Consider the following 17,788-nt stretch of genomic DNA (forward strand, 5'->3'; position numbering starts at 1 on the left):
AGGCGAAGCCGTTCAAAATCCCGGAGACCTGCATGACCGCTTCGACAACCAGAGCCCAGCCCTTTCAGAAGACCGGCGATCCGTTCCTCTGGCTGGAGGACAGGACAAGCAAGGAATCGCTCGACTGGGTGCATCGCCAGAACGAGGTCACGGTGGCGGAATTGCAGGGCGATCCATCCTACCAGGCGTCGTTCCAGACGGCGCTCGACCTGATGACGGCCGAGGACAATATCGCGGTTGGCGCGGCGATCGCCGGTCATGTCTACAATTTCTGGCAGGACAAGACCAATGCGCTCGGCCTGTGGCGCCGCACGACAGTCGCTTCCTACAAGACCGACAAGCCCGACTGGGAGACAATCATCGACTTCGACCAGCTGGCTGCGAGGGAGGGGATAAAATGGGTGTTCGGCGGCGCCGTCAGGCTCTACCCCGATTTCAACCGCTGCCTGGTCTCGATGTCGCCCGATGGCGGTGACGCCAGCGCGATGCGCGAGTTCGACATCGCGGCCAAGTCCTTCGTGGAAGGCGGTTTTCAGGCGCCGGCGTCGAAATCGGGCTTCGGCTGGCTGGACGAGGATACGGTCATCATCTCGGCCGCTTTCGAAGAGGCCGACAAGACAGAATCCGGCTATCCGCGCGTGGTCAAGCTCTGGAAGCGCGGCACCAGGCTGGAAGAGGCGACCCCGATCTTCGAGGCAGAGATCGAGGATCTTGCCGTTGGCGCCGGTGTCGAGTTCGACGGCGAGAAGCGTCACCTGTTTCTGGCGCGGACACTCAACTTCTTCGCATCGCACAGTTTCCTGCGCCTGCCTTCGGGCGAGAACCGCCGCATCCCGCTGCCCGACGACGTCACCGACACCTCGCTCTTTAGGGATCAACTGGTGTTCGGGGTGCGCACGCCATGGACGGCGCCGGACGGCACCGCATGCCAGCCGGACGGGCTTTACTCCTTCGACTTCGCGCATTGGATCGAAACCGGCGGTTTTGGCGCCATCGAAACCTTGTTGGCGCCGGCGCATCGGGTTTCCATTGCCGGGCTCGCAAGAACGCAGGACCGCCTGTTCATCAGCTTGATGGACAATGTGCGCGGCAAGGTTCTCGTCTGCGAGCGCGAGCGCGGCGCCTGGTCGCTGAAACCCATCGCGCTGCCTGAAAACGGCACTGTCGGCATCAGCCATGCCGAGCATTTCGGCTCCACCGTCTCCTTTTCCTTCACCGATTTCCTGACGCCAAGCTCGATCATCTGGTCCGATGACAATGGCGAGACGCTGGCGACCGTGAAATCGCAGCCGGCCCGCTTCGATGCCTCGCCGCTGATCTCGGAGCAGTTCGAGGCGCGCTCGAAGGACGGCACGATGATCCCTTATTTCGTCGTCAGGCGGCGCGACCAGAACGGTCCGGTGCCGACGCTACTCTACGGCTATGGCGGTTTCGAAGTGCCGCTGTTGCCCGGCTATGCCGGCGTGCGCGGCAAGCTATGGCTGGAGAAAGGCAATGCCTATGTGCAGGCCTGCATTCGCGGCGGCGGCGAGTTCGGACCGGCCTGGCACCAGGCGGCGCTGAAAGGCAAACGCCAGAACGGGTTTGATGATTTCGCGGCAGTGGCGCAGGACGTCGTCAGGCGCGGTATCGCCACGGCTCAATCGCTCGGCATCCAGGGCGGCTCCAATGGCGGCCTGCTGACCGGCGCTTCCCTGACGCAGCATCCCGAGCTTTTCGGCGCCGTCATCATCGAGGTGCCACTGCTCGACATGCTGCGCTACACCGAATTGCCGCCGGGCGCTTCGTGGATGGCCGAATATGGCGATCCGTCGAAGCCGGAAGACGCCAAGTGGCTTTCCGCCTATTCGCCCTATCAACATGTCAAGGCCGATGCCGCCTATCCGCCGGTGCTCTTGACGACCTCGACCGCCGACGACCGGGTCCATCCCGGCCATGCGCGCAAGATGGCGGCCCGCCTGCAGGAGGCAGGACACGGCAAGACGCTGTTCTTCGAGGAGACCGAAGGCGGACATGGCGGGCGCGGCGACCGCCGGCCGCAGGCGGCGCAGACGGCGATGAAGTATGTCTTCCTGCAGCGCGCACTGGGCGGAAAAGCCTGACCTCATTCCATGGCACCCCTGAGCAAAGGGTGGTTCACCTCGACCGCCCTTTGCTCTAAGGTACCTTCATGGCTCTCGCTACACTATCAGCTCGCGCATTCCGGGTCGCGGTGACACCGTCGTCACGCACGCTGCGCGCCGAGCTTTTGCGGCTGTGCGCCCGCATCGGCTATTCGCCGCCTGCCGTCCTCTGACGAATTCGCCCCGGCACCGCCGGAATGATTTCAGAGGAAAGACCAGATCAATGACCTATCAGAATTATTCGCTGAAGCAGCTTCAGCAGATCGACGCCGCGCATCACCTGCATCCCTTCACCGACCATAAGGAGCTGCGTGAGGCAGGCGCCCGCGTCATCACCCGCGCCAATGGCCCGTTCATCTACGATTCCGAAGGGACGGAACTGCTGGACGGCATGGCCGGCCTGTGGTGCGTCAATATCGGCTATGGCCGCGACGAGCTGGCCGAGGCCGCCTATGCACAGATGAAGGAACTGCCTTACTACAATTCCTTCTTCAAATGCTCGACGCCGACGCCGGTGCTGTTGTCGAAGAAGCTGGCCGAGATCGCACCACGCAACGTGAATCAGGTGTTTTACGGCTCGTCCGGATCGGAGGCCAACGACACCGCCTTGCGCCTGGTGCGCCATTACTGGGTGCTTGAGGGTAAGCCGGAGAAGAACCGCGTCATTTCGCGCAAGATGGCCTATCACGGCTCGACCATTGCCGGCACTTCGCTCGGCGGCATGGATGCCATGCACAAGCAGCTCAACGGTGCGGTGCCCAACATCGTCCATGTGATGATGCCCTATGCCTACGAGCTGGCTCTGCCGGGCGAAAGCGACCACGATTTCGGCCTGCGCGCGGCAAAGTCCGTCGAGGATGCCATCCTCGAGGCCGGTGCCGACAAGGTCGCGGCCTTCATCGGCGAGCCGGTGATGGGCGCGGGCGGCGTCAAGATACCGCCGGCGAGCTACTGGCCCGAAGTGCAGCGCATCTGCCGCAAATACGATGTGCTTTTGATGCTGGACGAGGTCATTACCGGCTATGGCCGCACAGGTGAGTGGTTCGCGGCGCAGACCTTCGGCATCGAAGCGGACACCATCACCACGGCCAAGGCGCTGACCTCGGGCTATCAGCCTCTTTCGGCGCTGCTGGTTGGCGACCGCATTGCCTCGACGCTGGTCGAGAAGGGCGGCGAGTTCAACCATGGCTACACCTATTCGGGGCATCCAGTGGCTTGCGCCGTGGCCTTGAAGAACCTGGAGATCATCGAGAGGGAAGGGCTGGTCGACCGTGTCAGGAACGACACCGGACCTTATTTCGCTAGCGCGTTGCAGGAGCGTATTGCCGGGCATGACCTGGTCGGCGAGGTGCGCTCGATCGGCCTGATGGGCGCGATCGAGATCGTCAAGGACAAGGCGACGAAGGAGCGCTTCCTGCCGTCGGGGAGTGCCGCGGTGACGGTGCGCGACCACGCGATCGCCAACGGCATGATGCTGCGCGCCACCGGCGACACGATGATCCTGTCGCCGCCGCTGATCTGGACCCGCGATACGATCGACATGGCTTGCGAGCGCATCGGCAAGGCGCTCGACCTGGCACAGGCGGACCTGCGCAAGCGATAGGAGCAAACCTCGATTGGGCGTTTTTGCGAAGAAACGCCCAATCCCGGAAATATGCGCTATGAGCGGGAACGAATTTCGCCTTCGGCGCGTAATGTAAGGGGCGGCCGATCCGGCCGCGACAGGGGATTGCCCACATGAGAAAGACCGGCAAAAGCCGACGCGTGCAAGAGGCGGCCAGCCTTGGCGCGGACCTGATGCTGGCGCCGCTGGTGGTGATGATGCGGCTGCCGCTGATGGCCATGGAGGCGCGAAGCGGCGAGCCCTGGAGCGCGGAGACGGCAATGGCTGTCAGCGAGAAGACCGTCGCCATGGCCGAGGGCGCGCTTGCGGCGCAAATGTCTTTCCTGCAATCGGCGTCACGTTTCTGGCCGGAGGTTCTCTCGGGTCGAACGCCGTCGCTGTTCAACGGCGTCGCGGCCGAACGGTCGATCAGCGCAGCGCTGAAGCCGGCCGGCCGCGCGGTGAGGGCAAATTTTCGCCGCCTTTCCACAAAGGGTTGAGGCGGAAGCCCCGGAACTTTTTTGCGCATCGTCGAAGTCTTGCGCTAGAACCAATCGGCATACACGCCGATGGGGAACAACATGGCCGGACAACCGCTCAACCAACCGGCTGAAATTCCAGCCGAACTCGATCGCTGGAACTGGGGCGCCTTCTTCCTCAACTGGATTTGGGGCATCGGCAACAGCACCTTCATCGCGCTGCTGGCGCTGATCCCCGTCGTCAACCTCATCATGATCTTCGTGCTCGGCGCGCGCGGCAGCCGCTGGGCTTGGCAAAACCGGGCTTGGCGCGACGCCGAGCAGTTCCGCAAGACGCAGCGCAATTGGGCGATTGCCGGCCTTGCCGTATGGGTGGTCAGTATCGGCGGTTGTGCGACGATGGTCGGCAGCATCCCTTTCGTGCTCAAAGGCAGCGACGCCTACCGCATGACCATGGACGCCGTCCGCACCGATGTTCGGGTCAAGGCCGCCATCGGCGACGATTTGGCCGACAATTTCTGGGTCGGCGGTCATCTCAACGTCAATGCAAATGGCGCGGGCGACGCCCAGTTCAGCATTCCCGTCCACGGCGCCAAGGGCAAGGGCACCGTATATTCCCATCTGGTTCGCAATGCCGGCACATGGAGCACGCGCCTGCTCGTGGTCCGCGTCGACGGCGTCGATGCACCGATCGTGCTGACCAATGAAGACCATGTGCCGATCCCGGGTGCGGCGATCGGAATATAGACGGATCGTCGGTAATAAAGGGGCCGGAAATGCAAAAACCGCGCCCCATCGGGAACGCGGCTTTGCCAGATACGCATGGCGTTTCGCTACCAAGACACTTGCGAAACTTACGGGCTCCGGTACGCGAGACCTGATCCGGAGCGCCGGGCGGATGCGATATGTCCGCCTCGCAATCTGTTTTATAGGGACATCGTTACCGCGGAGTTATCGAGAGCTTAAGCAAATCTAAATTTGCGGCCCTTGGTCCGAAGAACCCGAAAAAAACTAAACCAAATCCGCTGCTTACGCCGAGTTGCCGCGCAGAAAATTTATTATGCCGGAGAAATCGGCGCCGCCATGGCCCTGGGCGTTGAAAAGGGCATAGAGCTGCGCCGCTTCTGCGCCAAGCGGTGTCACCGCGCCCGCGCCAAGCGCTGCTTCCTGCGACAATTTCAGGTCTTTCAGCATAAGAGCCGCCGCAAATCCGGGCTTGTAATCCCTGTTGGCGGGCGAAGTGGGAACCGGGCCAGGCACGGGGCAATAGGTGGTCAGCGACCAGCACTGGCCCGACGAGGTCGAGGCGACGTCGAACAGCGCCTGATGCGACAGGCCGAGTTTTTCCGCCAGCACGAACGCCTCGGCGACGCCGATCATCGAAATGCCGAGGATCATGTTGTTGCAGATCTTCGCCGCCTGTCCGGCGCCGTCACCGCCGCAATGGACGATGCGGCCGGCCATCGGCTTCAGGATCGGCTCGGCGGCCGAGAAAGCATCGTCGGCTCCCCCAGCCATGAAGGTCAATGTACCGGCCGTGGCACCACCGGTGCCGCCCGAAACCGGCGCGTCGATGGACAGCAGGCCGTGCTTTGCTGCAATCGTATGCGCCTTGCGCGCCGATTCGACGTCGATCGTCGAGGAATCGATGAACAGCGCGCCGTTCCTGGCCTTGGGAGCAATGTCCCCATAGACCGACAGCACGTGCTTGCCGGCCGGCAGCATGGTGATGACCACGTCGGCATCCTTCACCGCCGCGAGCGCATTGGCCATAACGACGACGCCATGTTCGCGCGCGACCGCGAGGTTTTCCGGCATCAGGTCGAAACCGTGCACGGCATGCCCAGCCTTGACCAGGTTTGCGGCCATCGGATTGCCCATATTGCCGAGGCCGATGAAGGCGATCGTCGTCATAGTCTCTCTCCCGGAGTTTGCTGGCGTCAGCGGCCGATCAGGGCGCGCGCGATGATGACGCGCATGATTTCGTTGGTGCCTTCGAGGATCTGGTGCACCCTGAGATCGCGCACCAGCTTCTCGATGCCGTAATCATGCAGGTAGCCGTAGCCGCCCAGCAGTTGCAGCGCGTCGTTGGCGACGTTGAAGCCGGTGTCGGTGACGAAGCGCTTGGCCATTGCCGACCATTTGCCGGCGTCCGGCGCCTTGCGGTCGAGTTTGGAGGCCGCCGCATAGAGAAAGATGCGCGCCGCCTGCAACTCTGTCTCCATGTCGGCCAGCCTGAACTGCAGCGCCTGGAACTGGTTGATCTTCGAGCCGAATGCCTTGCGCTCGGCGGTATAGGACAGCGCCTTGTCGAGCGCCGACTGGGCGCCGCCCAGCGAACAGGCGGCGATGTTCAGCCGGCCGCCGTCGAGCCCGGCCATGGCGATGCCGAAGCCGGCGCCTTCGCCCGACAAGAGGTTCTCCGCCGGCACCTTGCAGTTCTCGAAGATAACCTGGCGGGTCGATTGCATGTGCCAGCCCATCTTGTGCTCATTGGCGCCGAAGGAGAGGCCGGGCGCATCCTTGGGCACGACGATGGTGGAGATGCCTTTCGGGCCGTCGGCGCCGGTGCGCACCATGACGGCATAGACATCGCTGTCGCCGGCGCCGGAGATGAACTGCTTGGCGCCGTTGAGGATGTAATCGCCGCCGCTTTTCACCGCGCGCGTCTTCAGCGCCGCCGCATCCGAACCCGAGCCAGGCTCGGTCAGGCAATAGCTCGCCAGCCATTCCATGGAGGCGAGCTTCGGCAGGAAACGCTGGCGCTGTTCTTCATTGCCGAAGCGGTCGATCATCGAGGCCACCATGTTGTGGATCGAGATGAAGGACGAAAAGGCCGGGTCGGCATGCGACAGCGCCTCGAAGATCAGTACGGCGTCGAGCCGGCCGAGCGCGGAACCGCCGACATCGTCCCTGACATAGATGCCGCCGAGGCCGAGCGGCCCCGTCTCGCGGATCACATCGGCGGGGAAATGTCGCCTGCGGTCCCAGTCGAGCGCATTGGGCGCGACGCGATCGGCGGCGAAGGCCCGCGCCATCTCCTGGATGGCACGCTGTTCCTCGTTGAGTTCGAACTGGCTGGTGCTCGCATCGACCGCGGCGTCCATGGCGTGCTCCCTGATGTCTGACCTGCTGGCCCGTCGTTTTTGGCTTTGCGCGCGGACCAATCTAGACCAATGATGCCGCCGCGCAACCCGACCCGCCGCGGAGCGGCTGTGCACCAATGCATGCCCGGAGCAAGATGTGACGACAAAATTCGATAAGCTGCTGGAAAAGTTCCACGCCTATCTCGCTTCCGTCGATGACGCTCTGGTGCGCGAGGCGGTGGCGCGTATCGGCTGGGATATGCCAGCCCGAAATTTGGAGCCGCACCGGCTTGGTTGCCTGCGCCATCTCGATCGCGCGGCCGAACTGGCGCCGCCGGATGCGAGGCCGCTGGTGCGATTGCTGGCCGAGCAGCGCAACGAACTGCATTGGGGGCAGACCTACACCGAGGCTGATTTCGGCAGGGCCTTCACCGACAATTACGGCTGGCTGGAAATCTTCGGCACGCGCGGGCACTTCGTCAACGAAGAGGTCGCCGCCGGGCTGCTGATTCTCGGACCCGGGATCGTCTACCCCGACCATCATCATGTCGCCGAGGAAATCTATATTCCGCTGACCGGCGGTACGGAATGGCGCATGGGCGAAAGCGGTTTTCGCAGGCGGGAGGCCAGCGAGGTCGTCCACCATGCCTCCAATGTCAACCACGCCATGCGGACCGGCAAGGACCCGCTGCTGGCGCTCTATATCTGGCGCGGCGGGCCGTTGGCGCAAAAATCCACGATCACCGGCACCGCGACGCAGGTCAGAGGCTGATGGCCAGGGCAATCATGCTGCAAGGCACAGGGTCGGATGTCGGCAAGACGGTGCTGGTCGCAGGCCTTTGCCGCGCCGCGAAAAAGCGTGGCCTGAAGGTGCGGCCATTCAAGCCGCAGAACATGTCGAACAACGCCGCCGTCGCCGATATCCCCGGCGACAACAACCATGGTGGCGGCGAGATCGGCCGCGCGCAATGGCTGCAGGCGATCGCCTGCGGCGTGCCGCCATCGGTGCATATGAACCCGGTGCTGCTCAAGCCGCAGACCGATGTCGGCGCGCAGGTCATCGTCCAGGGCAAGGTGTTCGGCGAGGCGCGGGCGCGCGACTACCAGGCGCTGAAGGGCCGGCTGATGGATGCAGTGCTGGAGTCCTGGGGCAAGGTCGGCGAGGGCGCCGACCTCGTCATCGTGGAGGGCGCCGGCTCGCCGGCCGAAATCAACCTCCGCAGCCGCGATATCGCCAATATGGGCTTTGCCACGCGCGCCGATGTGCCGGTGGTGCTGGTCGGCGACATCGATCGCGGTGGCGTCATCGCCTCGGTCGCGGGCACGCATCTGATCCTGCCGGAAGAAGACCGGCGCATGATCGTCGGCTATCTCATCAACAAGTTCCGGGGCGATGTCTCGCTGTTCGATGACGGCATCAAGGCGATCGAGAAGTTCACCGACTGGCGCTGTTTCGGCGTCGTGCCGTGGCTGAAGGCCGCGGCACGGCTACCCTCGGAAGATTCCGTGGTGCTGGAGCGGCTGGCATCCGGCGAGGCGCGCGCGCTCAAAGTGGCGGTGCCGATGCTTGGCCGCATTGCGAATTTCGACGATCTCGACCCGCTCAAGGCCGAACCGCAGGTCGAAGTGGTGTTCGTGCCGCCGGGAAAGAAGCTGCCGGCCGATGCCGGGCTGGTGGTCATTCCCGGCTCCAAGTCGACGATCGGCGATCTCCTGAAGTTGCGCGAGAATGGTTGGGATCGGGATCTTGCGGCGCACCGCAAGCGCGGCGGCCATGTCGTCGGCATCTGCGGCGGGTTCCAGATGCTCGGCCGCATGGTACGCGATCCCGACGGCATCGAAGGCTCCGTCATGGAAGCCGAGGGGCTCGGCCTGCTCGATGTCGAGACGGTGATGGAGCCGGAAAAGACGGTGCGAAATGTCAGCGCCCGGTCAGTGCCGTTCGGCCTGCCGCTCGAAGGCTACGAGATCCACCTCGGCCGCACCACGGGTCCGGACACCAGGCGCCCGTCGGCGATCATCAATGGTGCCGAGGATGGCGCGATCTCGGCGGACGGCAAGGTGATCGGCACTTACATGCATGGCCTGTTCGGCGCCGACGGCTTTCGCGGGAAATTTCTCGAAAGCCTCGGCATCAAGGGCGGTGGCCTCGACTATCGTGCCGAAGTCGAGCGGGCGCTGGACGAAGTCGCCGCCGAGTTGGAGACCCATCTGGACTGCGACGCGATTTTTTCGCTGGCGCGTTGAAGGTCAGGCCTTCTCGCTGGCCTTCGGCCAGTAGGTGCCGAACGACCAGACATCTCGATTGGCATTGCCCATCCTTCCGCCAAGCGAATCTAGCAGAGCCCGCATTAGAATCAAAAACGCCCGGCTTGGCCGGGCGCTCTCAGTCCCCGCTTGTCGAGGGAAACTTGTCAGGCGCCGCGCATCAGGCAGCCGGCGGCCAGCACGATGTAGGCGATAAGAACAATCCACACCGATGCGATTGGAATGAACGCGAGGACGCCAAGCGCGGCAAGAATGCCGATGATGGCGATGACAACGGAGATGATGAAAATAATCTGGGTAGGCGCGCTGAGATTCATGTCTGACTCCTCCAACATGATTCGAACATCAGCACTGTAACAGGCGCGTGATCACAGACCAATCATGACACGCAACGGGTTGGCCGGATCGGCCAGCAGCTTCACCGCCAGAGCCACGCAGACGATGACCAGCAGCGGCTTGATCAGCTTGGCGCCGATACGCATGGCCAAGCTCGCGCCAACGCGGGCGCCGAGGAACTGGGCGACGCCCATCATCAGGCCAATCTTCCATGAGATGACGCCGACAGCGGCAAAGATGATGAAGCCGCCGATGTTGGAGGCGAAATTGAGCAGTTTGGTGTGCGCCGTTGCCTTGAGCACGCCGTAGCCGGCGAGCGTCACGAAGGCCAGCATGTAGAAGGAACCGGCGCCCGGCCCGAATACGCCATCATAGAAGCCGATGGCCGGCACCACGGTCACGCCGAACAGGAAGGGCGACAGGCGCTCGGCCCGGTCGACATCGTTCATGTTGGGCTTGAGCGCGAAGTAGAGCGCAATGGCAATCAGCACCAGCGGCAGGGCCGCGCGTAACAGGTCGCCGGGCACGATCGTGGCCAGCAGTGCGCCGATGGCGCCGCCAGCGAGGGCAAGCAGCGCCGATGGCAACTGCCGGCGCAGGTCGACATGGCCTTTCGAGGCATAGTGGATCGTCGCCGACCCGGAGCCGAACATGCCTTGCAGCTTGTTGGTTCCAAGCGCCTCGACCGGCGAAAAACCGGCGAGCAGCAGCGCCGGAATGGTGATCAGCCCGCCGCCGCCGGCTATCGAATCGACAAAGCCCGCGGCAAAGGCGGCGAAAGCGAGCATGGCGATGGTCTGGGCGGTGAGGTCGATCATCTGATATATCGAGATGTCCGTCGGCTTTGGCGCGCGTTCGACCACGGCCACCCCGTTTGCGCAAGGCCGATTCCGCGCTAATTCTGTTGAAGAGGAATCGGAAAGGGGCCGTTCATGGCATTCGCATTGCTGGACCAGATACGCTCGATCTTCGACGGCGACCCGGGCGTGCGCAAGGTCGCGGACGATCCCGTCCTGTCGGCGGAACTGCTGATGCTGTTCCGGATGATCCTGGCCGATGGCACGGTGAGCGAGAGCGAGATGATCGCCTTCCGGCGCATCTGCAAGGATGCTTTCGGCATTCCGGAAACCAGCATCGACGCGGTCATCGAATATCTCAACGAATTCGGCTACGAGACCAACGGCTCGCAGGCGATCGCGCTGTTTCGCGACCTCGACGTCGGGCGGCGCAAGCAATTGGCGCAGCACATGGCGGAAATCGCCAAGGCGGATTCGCAACTGGCCGAGACCGAGGTGCGCCTGTTGCGCCGCACGCTCGATTTGCTCGACATCAGCCCGGTCGACGTGGTGAAGCCGGAAGAGTAGCGGGCGGCGGCAACTCACCCTTGTTCCTGCATCCGTTTCGCGATCGCCCGGCGCAGATCCGGCGCCGCAGCGACAAGCGCCCTGGCCGCCTCTGATTGTGGGTGATCGAGCAGTTCGCTCGTCCTGCCGCGCTCGACGATCTTGCCGTCATGCATGACAAGCACCTCATCCGTGATGGCGCGGGCGACGGCCAGGTCATGAGTGATGAAGAGATAGGCGATGCCGAGTTTCCGGTTGAGTCCGGCGAAGAGGTCCAGGATCTGTGCACGAATCGAAACATCGAGCGCCGAGACCGGCTCGTCGGCGACGACAAGCTTGGGGCGCGTGATGATGGCGCGGGCGATCGACAGGCGTTGGCGCTGGCCGCCGGAAAATTCGTGCGGATATTTGTGCATGTCGCGTTCGTCGAGGCCGACCTCGTGCAGCGCATGCGCCACCATCTCGCGGCGCTCGGCGCGCGTCGGTTTTTTCTCCAGGACATGCAGGGGTTCGGCGACCAGTTTTTCGACCTTCTGGCGCGGATCGAAGGAGCCGTAGGGGTCCTGGAAGACAACCTGCATATCGCGCCTGGCCGGCTTCAGCTCGGCCTCGCTCCTGCCGGTGATGGGTTCGCCGCGAAAGCGGATCACGCCCGAACTCGGCCGGTCCAACGCCAGGATCATGCGGGCAAGGGTCGACTTGCCGCAGCCGGAGCGGCCGACCAGCGCCACCGACTGGCCCGGCGCCATCGACAGGGAGACATCGTCGACCGCACGTATGTCGGGCGCGCGCCTGAACAGCGCGATGCGGCGGCCGGGGTAGTCGCGGCTGACGCCCTCAACCTGCAGCAAGGGTTGGTCCATCCCGACACGATGAGGCTTGGCGCGCGCCGGAACATGCATCGAGGCCTGCGCCAGCTGGCGCGTATAGGGATGGAACTGTTCCGAGAGCGTACGCGCCGTGTCGCCGGCGTCCATCACCTCGCCATGGCGCAGGATGGTGATGCGGTCGGCCATCTCTGTTACGACAGCGAGATCATGCGAGACCAGCAGCAGACCCATGCGGTTCTCCGCCACGAGATCGCGCAGGAGGTCGAGGATCTGTGCCTGCAGCACCACGTCGAGCGCCGTCGTCGGCTCGTCGGCGATCAGCAGCTTCGGCTTCAGCGCGCAGGCGATGGCGATGACGACGCGCTGGCGCTGGCCGCCCGACAATTCGTGCGGATAGCGCGACAGCGGGAATTTCGCTTCGGGCAGGCCGACGCGGTCGAGCATTTTTCGCGCCCGCTCCTCGGCGTCGGCACGGCTTGCCCTGGTGTGCCAGCGTATGCCTTCGGCGACTTGTTCGCCGATCGTCTTGACCGGATTGAGCGCCGTCATCGGCTCCTGGAAAACCATGCCGATGTCGTCGCCGCGCAAGGCACACATCTGGTCCTCGGTCGCGCCGAGAATATCGATGCCGTCGAATGTAATGCGCCCGGTGGCGCGTGCGGCATGGGGCAGGAGCCGCATCACCGTCAGCGCTGTCATCGATTTGCCGGAGCCGGATTCGCCGACCAGCCCCATCACTTCGCCGGGCGCGACGGAGAGCTCCATGTCTTTCAAGATCTGTGTGTCGCCGATGACCAGCGACAGATTATCGACTTCGAGCAGGCTCATCGCTGCCGCCGCGATTTCGGGTCGAGAATGTCGGCGATGCCGTCGCCCAGAAGATTCAGGCCGAGCACGGTGACGACGATCGCCATGCCGGGGAAGATCGCCATCCACGGCGCCACCACCATGCGCGTCTGGGCGTCGAACAGCATGCGGCCCCAGCTCGGCATTGGCGGCTGAGCGCCGAGGCCGAGATAGGAAAGCCCGGCTTCGGCCAGGATGCCCAGCGCGAACTGGATTGTGCCTTGCACTAGGAGCAGCGTGGCGATGTTGGGCAGCACGTGTTCGATCGATATCTGCGTGCTGCTCTTGCCGGCGGCGCGCGCGGCAAGGATGAATTCACGCGGCCAGACGGCCAGCGCGCCGGCGCGGGCGACGCGGGCGAACACCGGAATGTTGAAGATACCGATGGCTATGATCGCGTTGACGGCGCCCGGCCCGAAGATGGCTGTTATCATGATGGCCGACAGCAGCGCGGGGAACGCGAAGACGAGGTCGTTGATGCGCATCAGCGCCTCGTCGACGAGGCCGCCGCGCGCGGCGGCGAAGGCGCCAAGCGGCACGCCGACACCCATGCCGATCCCGACGGCGACCAGCGCCACGGCGATCGAGTTGCGGGCGCCAACCATGATCATCGACAGGATATCGCGGCCGAAATGGTCGGTGCCGAACCAGTGCGCCAGCGAGGGACCTTGCGTCTTGTCCGCTATGACGAGCCTCGTCACATCGAAGGGTGTCCAGACATAGGAGACGACAGCCATCGCCAGGATCAGCACGGTGATGACGAAACCGGTAACGAAAGCGGTGTTCCCAAACGCCTTGACCAGGATGCCGCGGAACGTCTCGTCGGGGATGTCGATGCGCAGCGTCATTGCCGGGTCCTCAGGCGGGGATCGACCACCGCATAGGAAAGGTCGACGACGAGGTTGACGGCAACGACGGCGGCGACCAGCAGCATGACGACGCTCTCGACGACGATCAGGTCGCGCTGGGTGATCGCCTGGAACACCAGCCGGCCGAGCCCGGGCAAATAGAAGACATTTTCGATGATGATGGTGCCGGCGAGCAGGAAGGCGAACTGCAGGCCAAGGATGGTCAGCACCGGGATCATGGCATTGCGTAGCGCGTGCCGCCACAGCACGGCTCGATAGGGCAGGCCCTTGGCGCGGGCGGTGCGGATGTAATCCTCGTTGAGCACCTCGATCAGCGCCGAGCGGGTGACGCGCGCCAGGATCGCCGCTTGCGGCAAGGCAAGCGCCACCGCCGGCAACAGCAGCGATTTCAGTGCCGGCCAGGCGCCGGCGCCCCAACCAGGAAAACCACCGGCCGGGACCAGACGCAGCCAGACGGCGAAGACATAGATCAGCATCAGCGCGAACCAGAAATTGGGCACGGCAACGCCAAGCTGCGCGACGCCCATTGAAATCGTATCGCCGGCCCGTCCGCGTCGGCTGGCGGAAAACAGGCCGACCGGAGTGGCGATCAAGGTGGAGAGCGCGAGCGCGATCAGCGCCAGCGGCAGCGAGACGGCCAGCCGTTCACGCACGAGATCGATGACCGGGACCGAGTAGGTATAGGAGCGGCCGAAATCGAGGGTGAGCAAGCCGCCGGCCCAGTGCAGATAGCGCAGTACGATCGGCGCGTTGAGGCCCATCTGGTTGCGCAAGAGTTCCACTTGGTCGGCACTGGCGTTCATGCCCAGCATCAGCCGCGCCGGATCGCCGGGGAGGATCTCCAGCACGGCGAACACCACCATCGAGGCAAGCACCAGCGTGGCTAAAGCGACGGCGAGGCGCTTGAGGAGGTAGGCGCTCATGGAAGGCGAGGGAGTGGCGCGCGCACCACGAGCCTCACTCGCTCCACTTCACCTTGGTCAGGTCATTGGCCTGGATCGGCGCATTTTCCCACAGGCCTTGCAGCTTGGCGTCCCAGACACCGACCTTGGGCAATTCGTAGAGGAAGCCGACCACGGCGTCGTCGGCCAGGATCTTCTGCGCCTCGCCAAGCAGTTCCTTGCGCTTGGCCTCGTCGGAGGTGAGGTTGAGGTCGGCGATCACCTTGTCGAAGGTCGGATTGTCGTAGTTGAAGTAATAGTCCTTGCGCGCATAGATATCGATGTCGTTGGGCTCGGTGTGGGAGACGATGGTCAGGTCGTAATCCTTCTTGGTGAACACCTGGTCCAGCCACTGCGCCCATTCGACCGGGATGATCTCCAGGTTGATGCCGACATCGCGAAGTTGCGAGGCGATGATCTCGCCACCGAGCCGTGCATAGCTGGGCGGCGGCAGTTTCAGCGTTGCCTTGAAGCCGTTCTCCAGCCCGGCCTCCTTCAGCAGTTCCTTGGCCTTGTCGACATTATGCGGATAGAGGCCGGTGAGGTCGACATAGTCCTTGTTCGCCGGCGACATATGCGAGCCGATCGGCAGGCCAAGGCCGGCTGAGGCGCCGTCGATGATCGCCTTGCGGTCGAGCGCGTAGGAGATCGCCTGCCTGACCTGCAGCTTGTCGAAAGGTGGCTTCTTGTTGTTGATCGAGAGGATGGTCTCGCCTTCGGTCGAACCGATCACCACCTTGAAACGCGGATCGTCCTTGACCTGTGCGAGGCTGTCGGGATCGAAGAAGGGGAAGGCCTGGATGTCGCCGGACAAAAGGGCCGGCACATAGGCCGCGGCATCGGGCACGATGCGGAACTCGACCTTGTCGAGGAACACCGGAGCGCCCCAGTAATGGCCAGATTTGACCAGCGTGATCGATGATCCCTTGGCCCAGTTCTGGAACTTGAACGGGCCGGTGCCAACCGGGTTTTCCTTGTTGGTGGCGGCGGATTTCGGCGACACCATCACCGCGTCGCCCCAGCCCATATTGTAAAGGAAGGATCCTTGCGGGTTTTTCAGCGTGACGTTCACCGTCGCCGGATCGATGACATCGACCTTGTCGATGGCCGCGAACAGGCCCTTCTGCGCGTTGACCGAATTGTCGGCGCGGGCACGGTCGAGCGAGAATTTCACGTCATCGGCGCTGAAATCGGCGCCGTCGTGGAATTTGACGCCGGTGTGCAGCTTGAAGGTGTAGACCTTGCCGTCATCGGAAATGGTCCAGCTTTCCGCCAGATCCGGCAGCACTTCGCCATTGGGTCCGATCCGGGTCAGGCCCTCGAAGACATTGGCGTAGAGCACTTCCTTGATCGCCGCAGCGGCACCAGCGGTTGGGTCGAGATGCGGCGGTTCGAGCGGAATGCCGATGACCAGGTCGGTTCGGGCCGCAAAGGCGGAGGTTCCAGCGGCCAATGCGAGAACCGCGGCGGCCAGAATGGTTTTCCACAATCTCATCGTGCAACTCCCCATGCGTTCAGGACACGTGCTCAAGCCGGGCGATAGAAGCGTGATTTCGCGTGGGAGTAAATTGCGTTTCGTGCTGCCAGGCGGGATGGCCGGGAATGTTTTTGCCGTGCCAGCCCTGTCGGCGGGCCGAAGCTTATCGCGATGCAGGGGTTATCCCGTGGCCGTGCCGCGCAGCAGCACGTTGAGCCCGATCGCCATCACCTTGGCCGATTCCACCATGTCCGATATGCCGACCCACTCGTCCGGCCGATGGGCGAGGTCGAGAATGCCCGGGCCATAGGCGATGCAGTCGTGGATATGTCCGATGCGGGCGATGTGCTTCTGGTCGTAGGTGCCGGGCGAAATGACGTAGTCGGGCTCGCGGTCGAAGATCGCATGAATGCCTTGCGCCACCGCCTTGACGACGGGCGCGTCGCGCTCGGTCATCAGCGGCAGTACTTCCATCAGATCGCGGATCTCGTAGTCGAATTTTTTGCGCTCGCGCTTCAGCCGGTCGAGAATGCCGGTCACTTCGGCTTTGACCGTGGCCAGATCCTCCTCGAGAAGGAAGCGGCGGTCGATGGTCAGACGGCAGGAATCGGGCACGTTGGGGGAGGGCAGGCCGGGGCGGAAATCCTCGGTCTGGCCGCCATGAACGGAATTGATGTTCATGGTCGAGCGCCTGGCGCCTTCCGGCACCACCGGCATGCGCGTGATCTTGCGGTCGAGTGCCGGGAACAGTTCGTTCTCGAATGCCTGCAGCACCGCGCCCATATGGCGCACCGCATTGTCGCCGAGAAACGGCATCGAGCCGTGCGCGATCTCACCCTTGGTCTCGATCTCCGCCCACCAGACGCCGCGATGGCCGAGGCAGATGCGGTCCTTGTTGAGAGGCTCGGGAATGATGACGTGATCGACCCTGGGTTTCGAGAAATAGCCGAGGCCGGCCAGGTGGGCGACGCCGCCGAAGCCGCCGGATTCCTCATCGACCGTTCCCGAGATCTCGATGGCGCCCGGAAAGTCCGGGAAGACTTCCAAAAAGGCTTCGACAGCGATGATGGAGGCGGCGAGGCCGCCCTTCATGTCGCAGGCGCCGCGTCCATAGACCTTGCCATCCCTGACGATGCCGGCGAACGGATCGACGGTCCAGCCGTCGCCGGCTTCGACAACGTCGATATGCGAATTGAAATGGACGCAGGCACCAGGTGACCGTCCATCAAACCGCGCAACGACATTGATGCGCGGGTAGCGATCGGTGTCCCCGGGCGTGCCGTCGGCGCGGATGAACTCGGTCTCGAAGCCGCTCTTCCTTAGCCGCGCACCGATATAGTTGGCGCATGGTCCGTAGGCTTCGCCGGGTGGATTTATGGTCGGAAAGCGGATCAGGTCGGCGGTCAGCGCCACCAACTCGTCGCGCCTGATGTCGATTGCCTTGAGGAGTCGCCCGTTCATGCCGCGAGTTGAGCAGCGATCCCAGTGGTTTTGCAAGCCCGTCGATCAAATCCGTGCAACGTGTCGTTGTGGCAACTATCGCGGGAAATCGTTCAAATTCACTGCTTTGGATTGGCGAATTGGTCA

At 63.6% G+C, this 17,788-nt stretch carries 16 protein-coding genes; 7 read left to right on the forward strand and 9 right to left on the reverse strand.

What is annotated here, in order from left to right; translation table 11 throughout:
• Nucleotides 1-32 precede the first annotated feature (32 nt).
• The 4 genes from MESAU_RS17875 to MESAU_RS17890 all read left to right on the forward strand — a co-directional run bounded on the left by MESAU_RS17875 (nucleotide 33) and on the right by MESAU_RS17890 (nucleotide 4,952).
• Complete coding sequence (locus MESAU_RS17875; protein WP_015317448.1) at nucleotides 33-2,102, forward strand: prolyl oligopeptidase family serine peptidase; 2,070 nt, start codon at nucleotides 33-35, stop codon at nucleotides 2,100-2,102.
• 244 nt (nucleotides 2,103-2,346) lie between these two features.
• Nucleotides 2,347-3,726 (forward strand): aspartate aminotransferase family protein, encoded by a 1,380-nt coding sequence (locus MESAU_RS17880; RefSeq protein WP_015317449.1) that lies wholly within the window; start codon nucleotides 2,347-2,349, stop codon nucleotides 3,724-3,726.
• Between the two features lie 134 nt (nucleotides 3,727-3,860).
• Nucleotides 3,861-4,226 (forward strand): hypothetical protein, encoded by a 366-nt coding sequence (locus MESAU_RS17885; protein ID WP_015317450.1) that lies wholly within the window; start codon nucleotides 3,861-3,863, stop codon nucleotides 4,224-4,226.
• Between the two features lie 81 nt (nucleotides 4,227-4,307).
• Nucleotides 4,308-4,952, forward strand: a complete 645-nt coding sequence (locus MESAU_RS17890; protein ID WP_015317451.1) for a cytochrome c oxidase assembly factor Coa1 family protein — start codon at nucleotides 4,308-4,310, stop codon at nucleotides 4,950-4,952.
• A gap of 282 nt (nucleotides 4,953-5,234) precedes the next feature.
• Here the strand turns inward: MESAU_RS17890 and mmsB are convergent, their stop codons facing one another.
• Both mmsB and MESAU_RS17900 read right to left on the reverse strand, forming a co-directional pair.
• A complete protein-coding gene (gene mmsB, locus MESAU_RS17895; RefSeq protein WP_015317452.1) occupies nucleotides 5,235-6,119 on the reverse strand; it encodes a 3-hydroxyisobutyrate dehydrogenase in 885 nt (294 codons plus the stop codon).
• A gap of 26 nt (nucleotides 6,120-6,145) precedes the next feature.
• On the reverse strand, nucleotides 6,146-7,312 hold the full coding sequence (locus MESAU_RS17900) for an isobutyryl-CoA dehydrogenase (RefSeq protein ID WP_015317453.1): 1,167 nt from the start codon (nucleotides 7,310-7,312) through the stop codon (nucleotides 6,146-6,148).
• Between the two features lie 136 nt (nucleotides 7,313-7,448).
• On the opposite strand from MESAU_RS17900, the gene MESAU_RS17905 reads away from it, so the two are divergent.
• Entirely contained in the window at nucleotides 7,449-8,063 is a 615-nt protein-coding gene (locus tag MESAU_RS17905; protein ID WP_015317454.1) for a dimethylsulfonioproprionate lyase family protein, read from the forward strand.
• A complete protein-coding gene (locus tag MESAU_RS17910) occupies nucleotides 8,063-9,538 on the forward strand; it encodes a cobyric acid synthase (RefSeq protein ID WP_015317455.1) in 1,476 nt (491 codons plus the stop codon). The genes MESAU_RS17905 and MESAU_RS17910 overlap by 1 nt, the downstream gene beginning before the upstream one ends.
• Nucleotides 9,539-9,705: 167 nt before the next feature.
• On the opposite strand, the gene MESAU_RS30305 is transcribed toward MESAU_RS17910, so the two are convergent.
• Nucleotides 9,706-9,876: a hypothetical protein gene (locus tag MESAU_RS30305; protein ID WP_015317456.1), complete on the reverse strand. Its 171-nt coding sequence runs from the start codon at nucleotides 9,874-9,876 to the stop codon at nucleotides 9,706-9,708.
• A gap of 51 nt (nucleotides 9,877-9,927) precedes the next feature.
• A complete protein-coding gene (locus MESAU_RS17915) occupies nucleotides 9,928-10,713 on the reverse strand; it encodes a TSUP family transporter (protein ID WP_015317457.1) in 786 nt (261 codons plus the stop codon).
• A 114-nt stretch (nucleotides 10,714-10,827) separates the two neighbouring features.
• On the opposite strand from MESAU_RS17915, the gene MESAU_RS17920 reads away from it, so the two are divergent.
• The gene (locus MESAU_RS17920) at nucleotides 10,828-11,259 is read left to right on the forward strand and encodes a TerB family tellurite resistance protein (protein ID WP_015317458.1); all 432 of its coding nucleotides are present in this window, start codon (nucleotides 10,828-10,830) and stop codon (nucleotides 11,257-11,259) included.
• Nucleotides 11,260-11,273: 14 nt separating this feature from the next.
• Here MESAU_RS17920 and MESAU_RS17925 read toward each other — a convergent pair whose 3' ends face one another.
• The 5 genes from MESAU_RS17925 to MESAU_RS17945 all read right to left on the reverse strand — a co-directional run bounded on the left by MESAU_RS17925 (nucleotide 11,274) and on the right by MESAU_RS17945 (nucleotide 17,662).
• Nucleotides 11,274-12,896, reverse strand: coding sequence for an ABC transporter ATP-binding protein (locus MESAU_RS17925; protein ID WP_015317459.1), 1,623 nt, complete (start codon nucleotides 12,894-12,896; stop codon nucleotides 11,274-11,276).
• Nucleotides 12,893-13,762 carry an ABC transporter permease gene (locus tag MESAU_RS17930; protein ID WP_015317460.1) on the reverse strand — a complete coding sequence of 290 codons (870 nt, stop codon included), beginning with the start codon at nucleotides 13,760-13,762 and terminating at the stop codon, nucleotides 12,893-12,895. The genes MESAU_RS17925 and MESAU_RS17930 overlap by 4 nt, the downstream gene beginning before the upstream one ends.
• Entirely contained in the window at nucleotides 13,759-14,706 is a 948-nt protein-coding gene (locus MESAU_RS17935) for an ABC transporter permease (protein ID WP_015317461.1), read from the reverse strand. The genes MESAU_RS17930 and MESAU_RS17935 overlap by 4 nt, the downstream gene beginning before the upstream one ends.
• A gap of 34 nt (nucleotides 14,707-14,740) precedes the next feature.
• Entirely contained in the window at nucleotides 14,741-16,219 is a 1,479-nt protein-coding gene (locus MESAU_RS17940) for an ABC transporter substrate-binding protein (RefSeq protein ID WP_015317462.1), read from the reverse strand.
• 162 nt (nucleotides 16,220-16,381) lie between these two features.
• Entirely contained in the window at nucleotides 16,382-17,662 is a 1,281-nt protein-coding gene (locus tag MESAU_RS17945) for an acetylornithine deacetylase/succinyl-diaminopimelate desuccinylase family protein (protein WP_015317463.1), read from the reverse strand.
• Nucleotides 17,663-17,788 lie beyond the last annotated feature (126 nt).

The organism is Mesorhizobium australicum WSM2073 (assembly GCF_000230995.2).
Taxonomy (GTDB): Bacteria; Pseudomonadota; Alphaproteobacteria; order Rhizobiales; family Rhizobiaceae; genus Mesorhizobium; species Mesorhizobium australicum.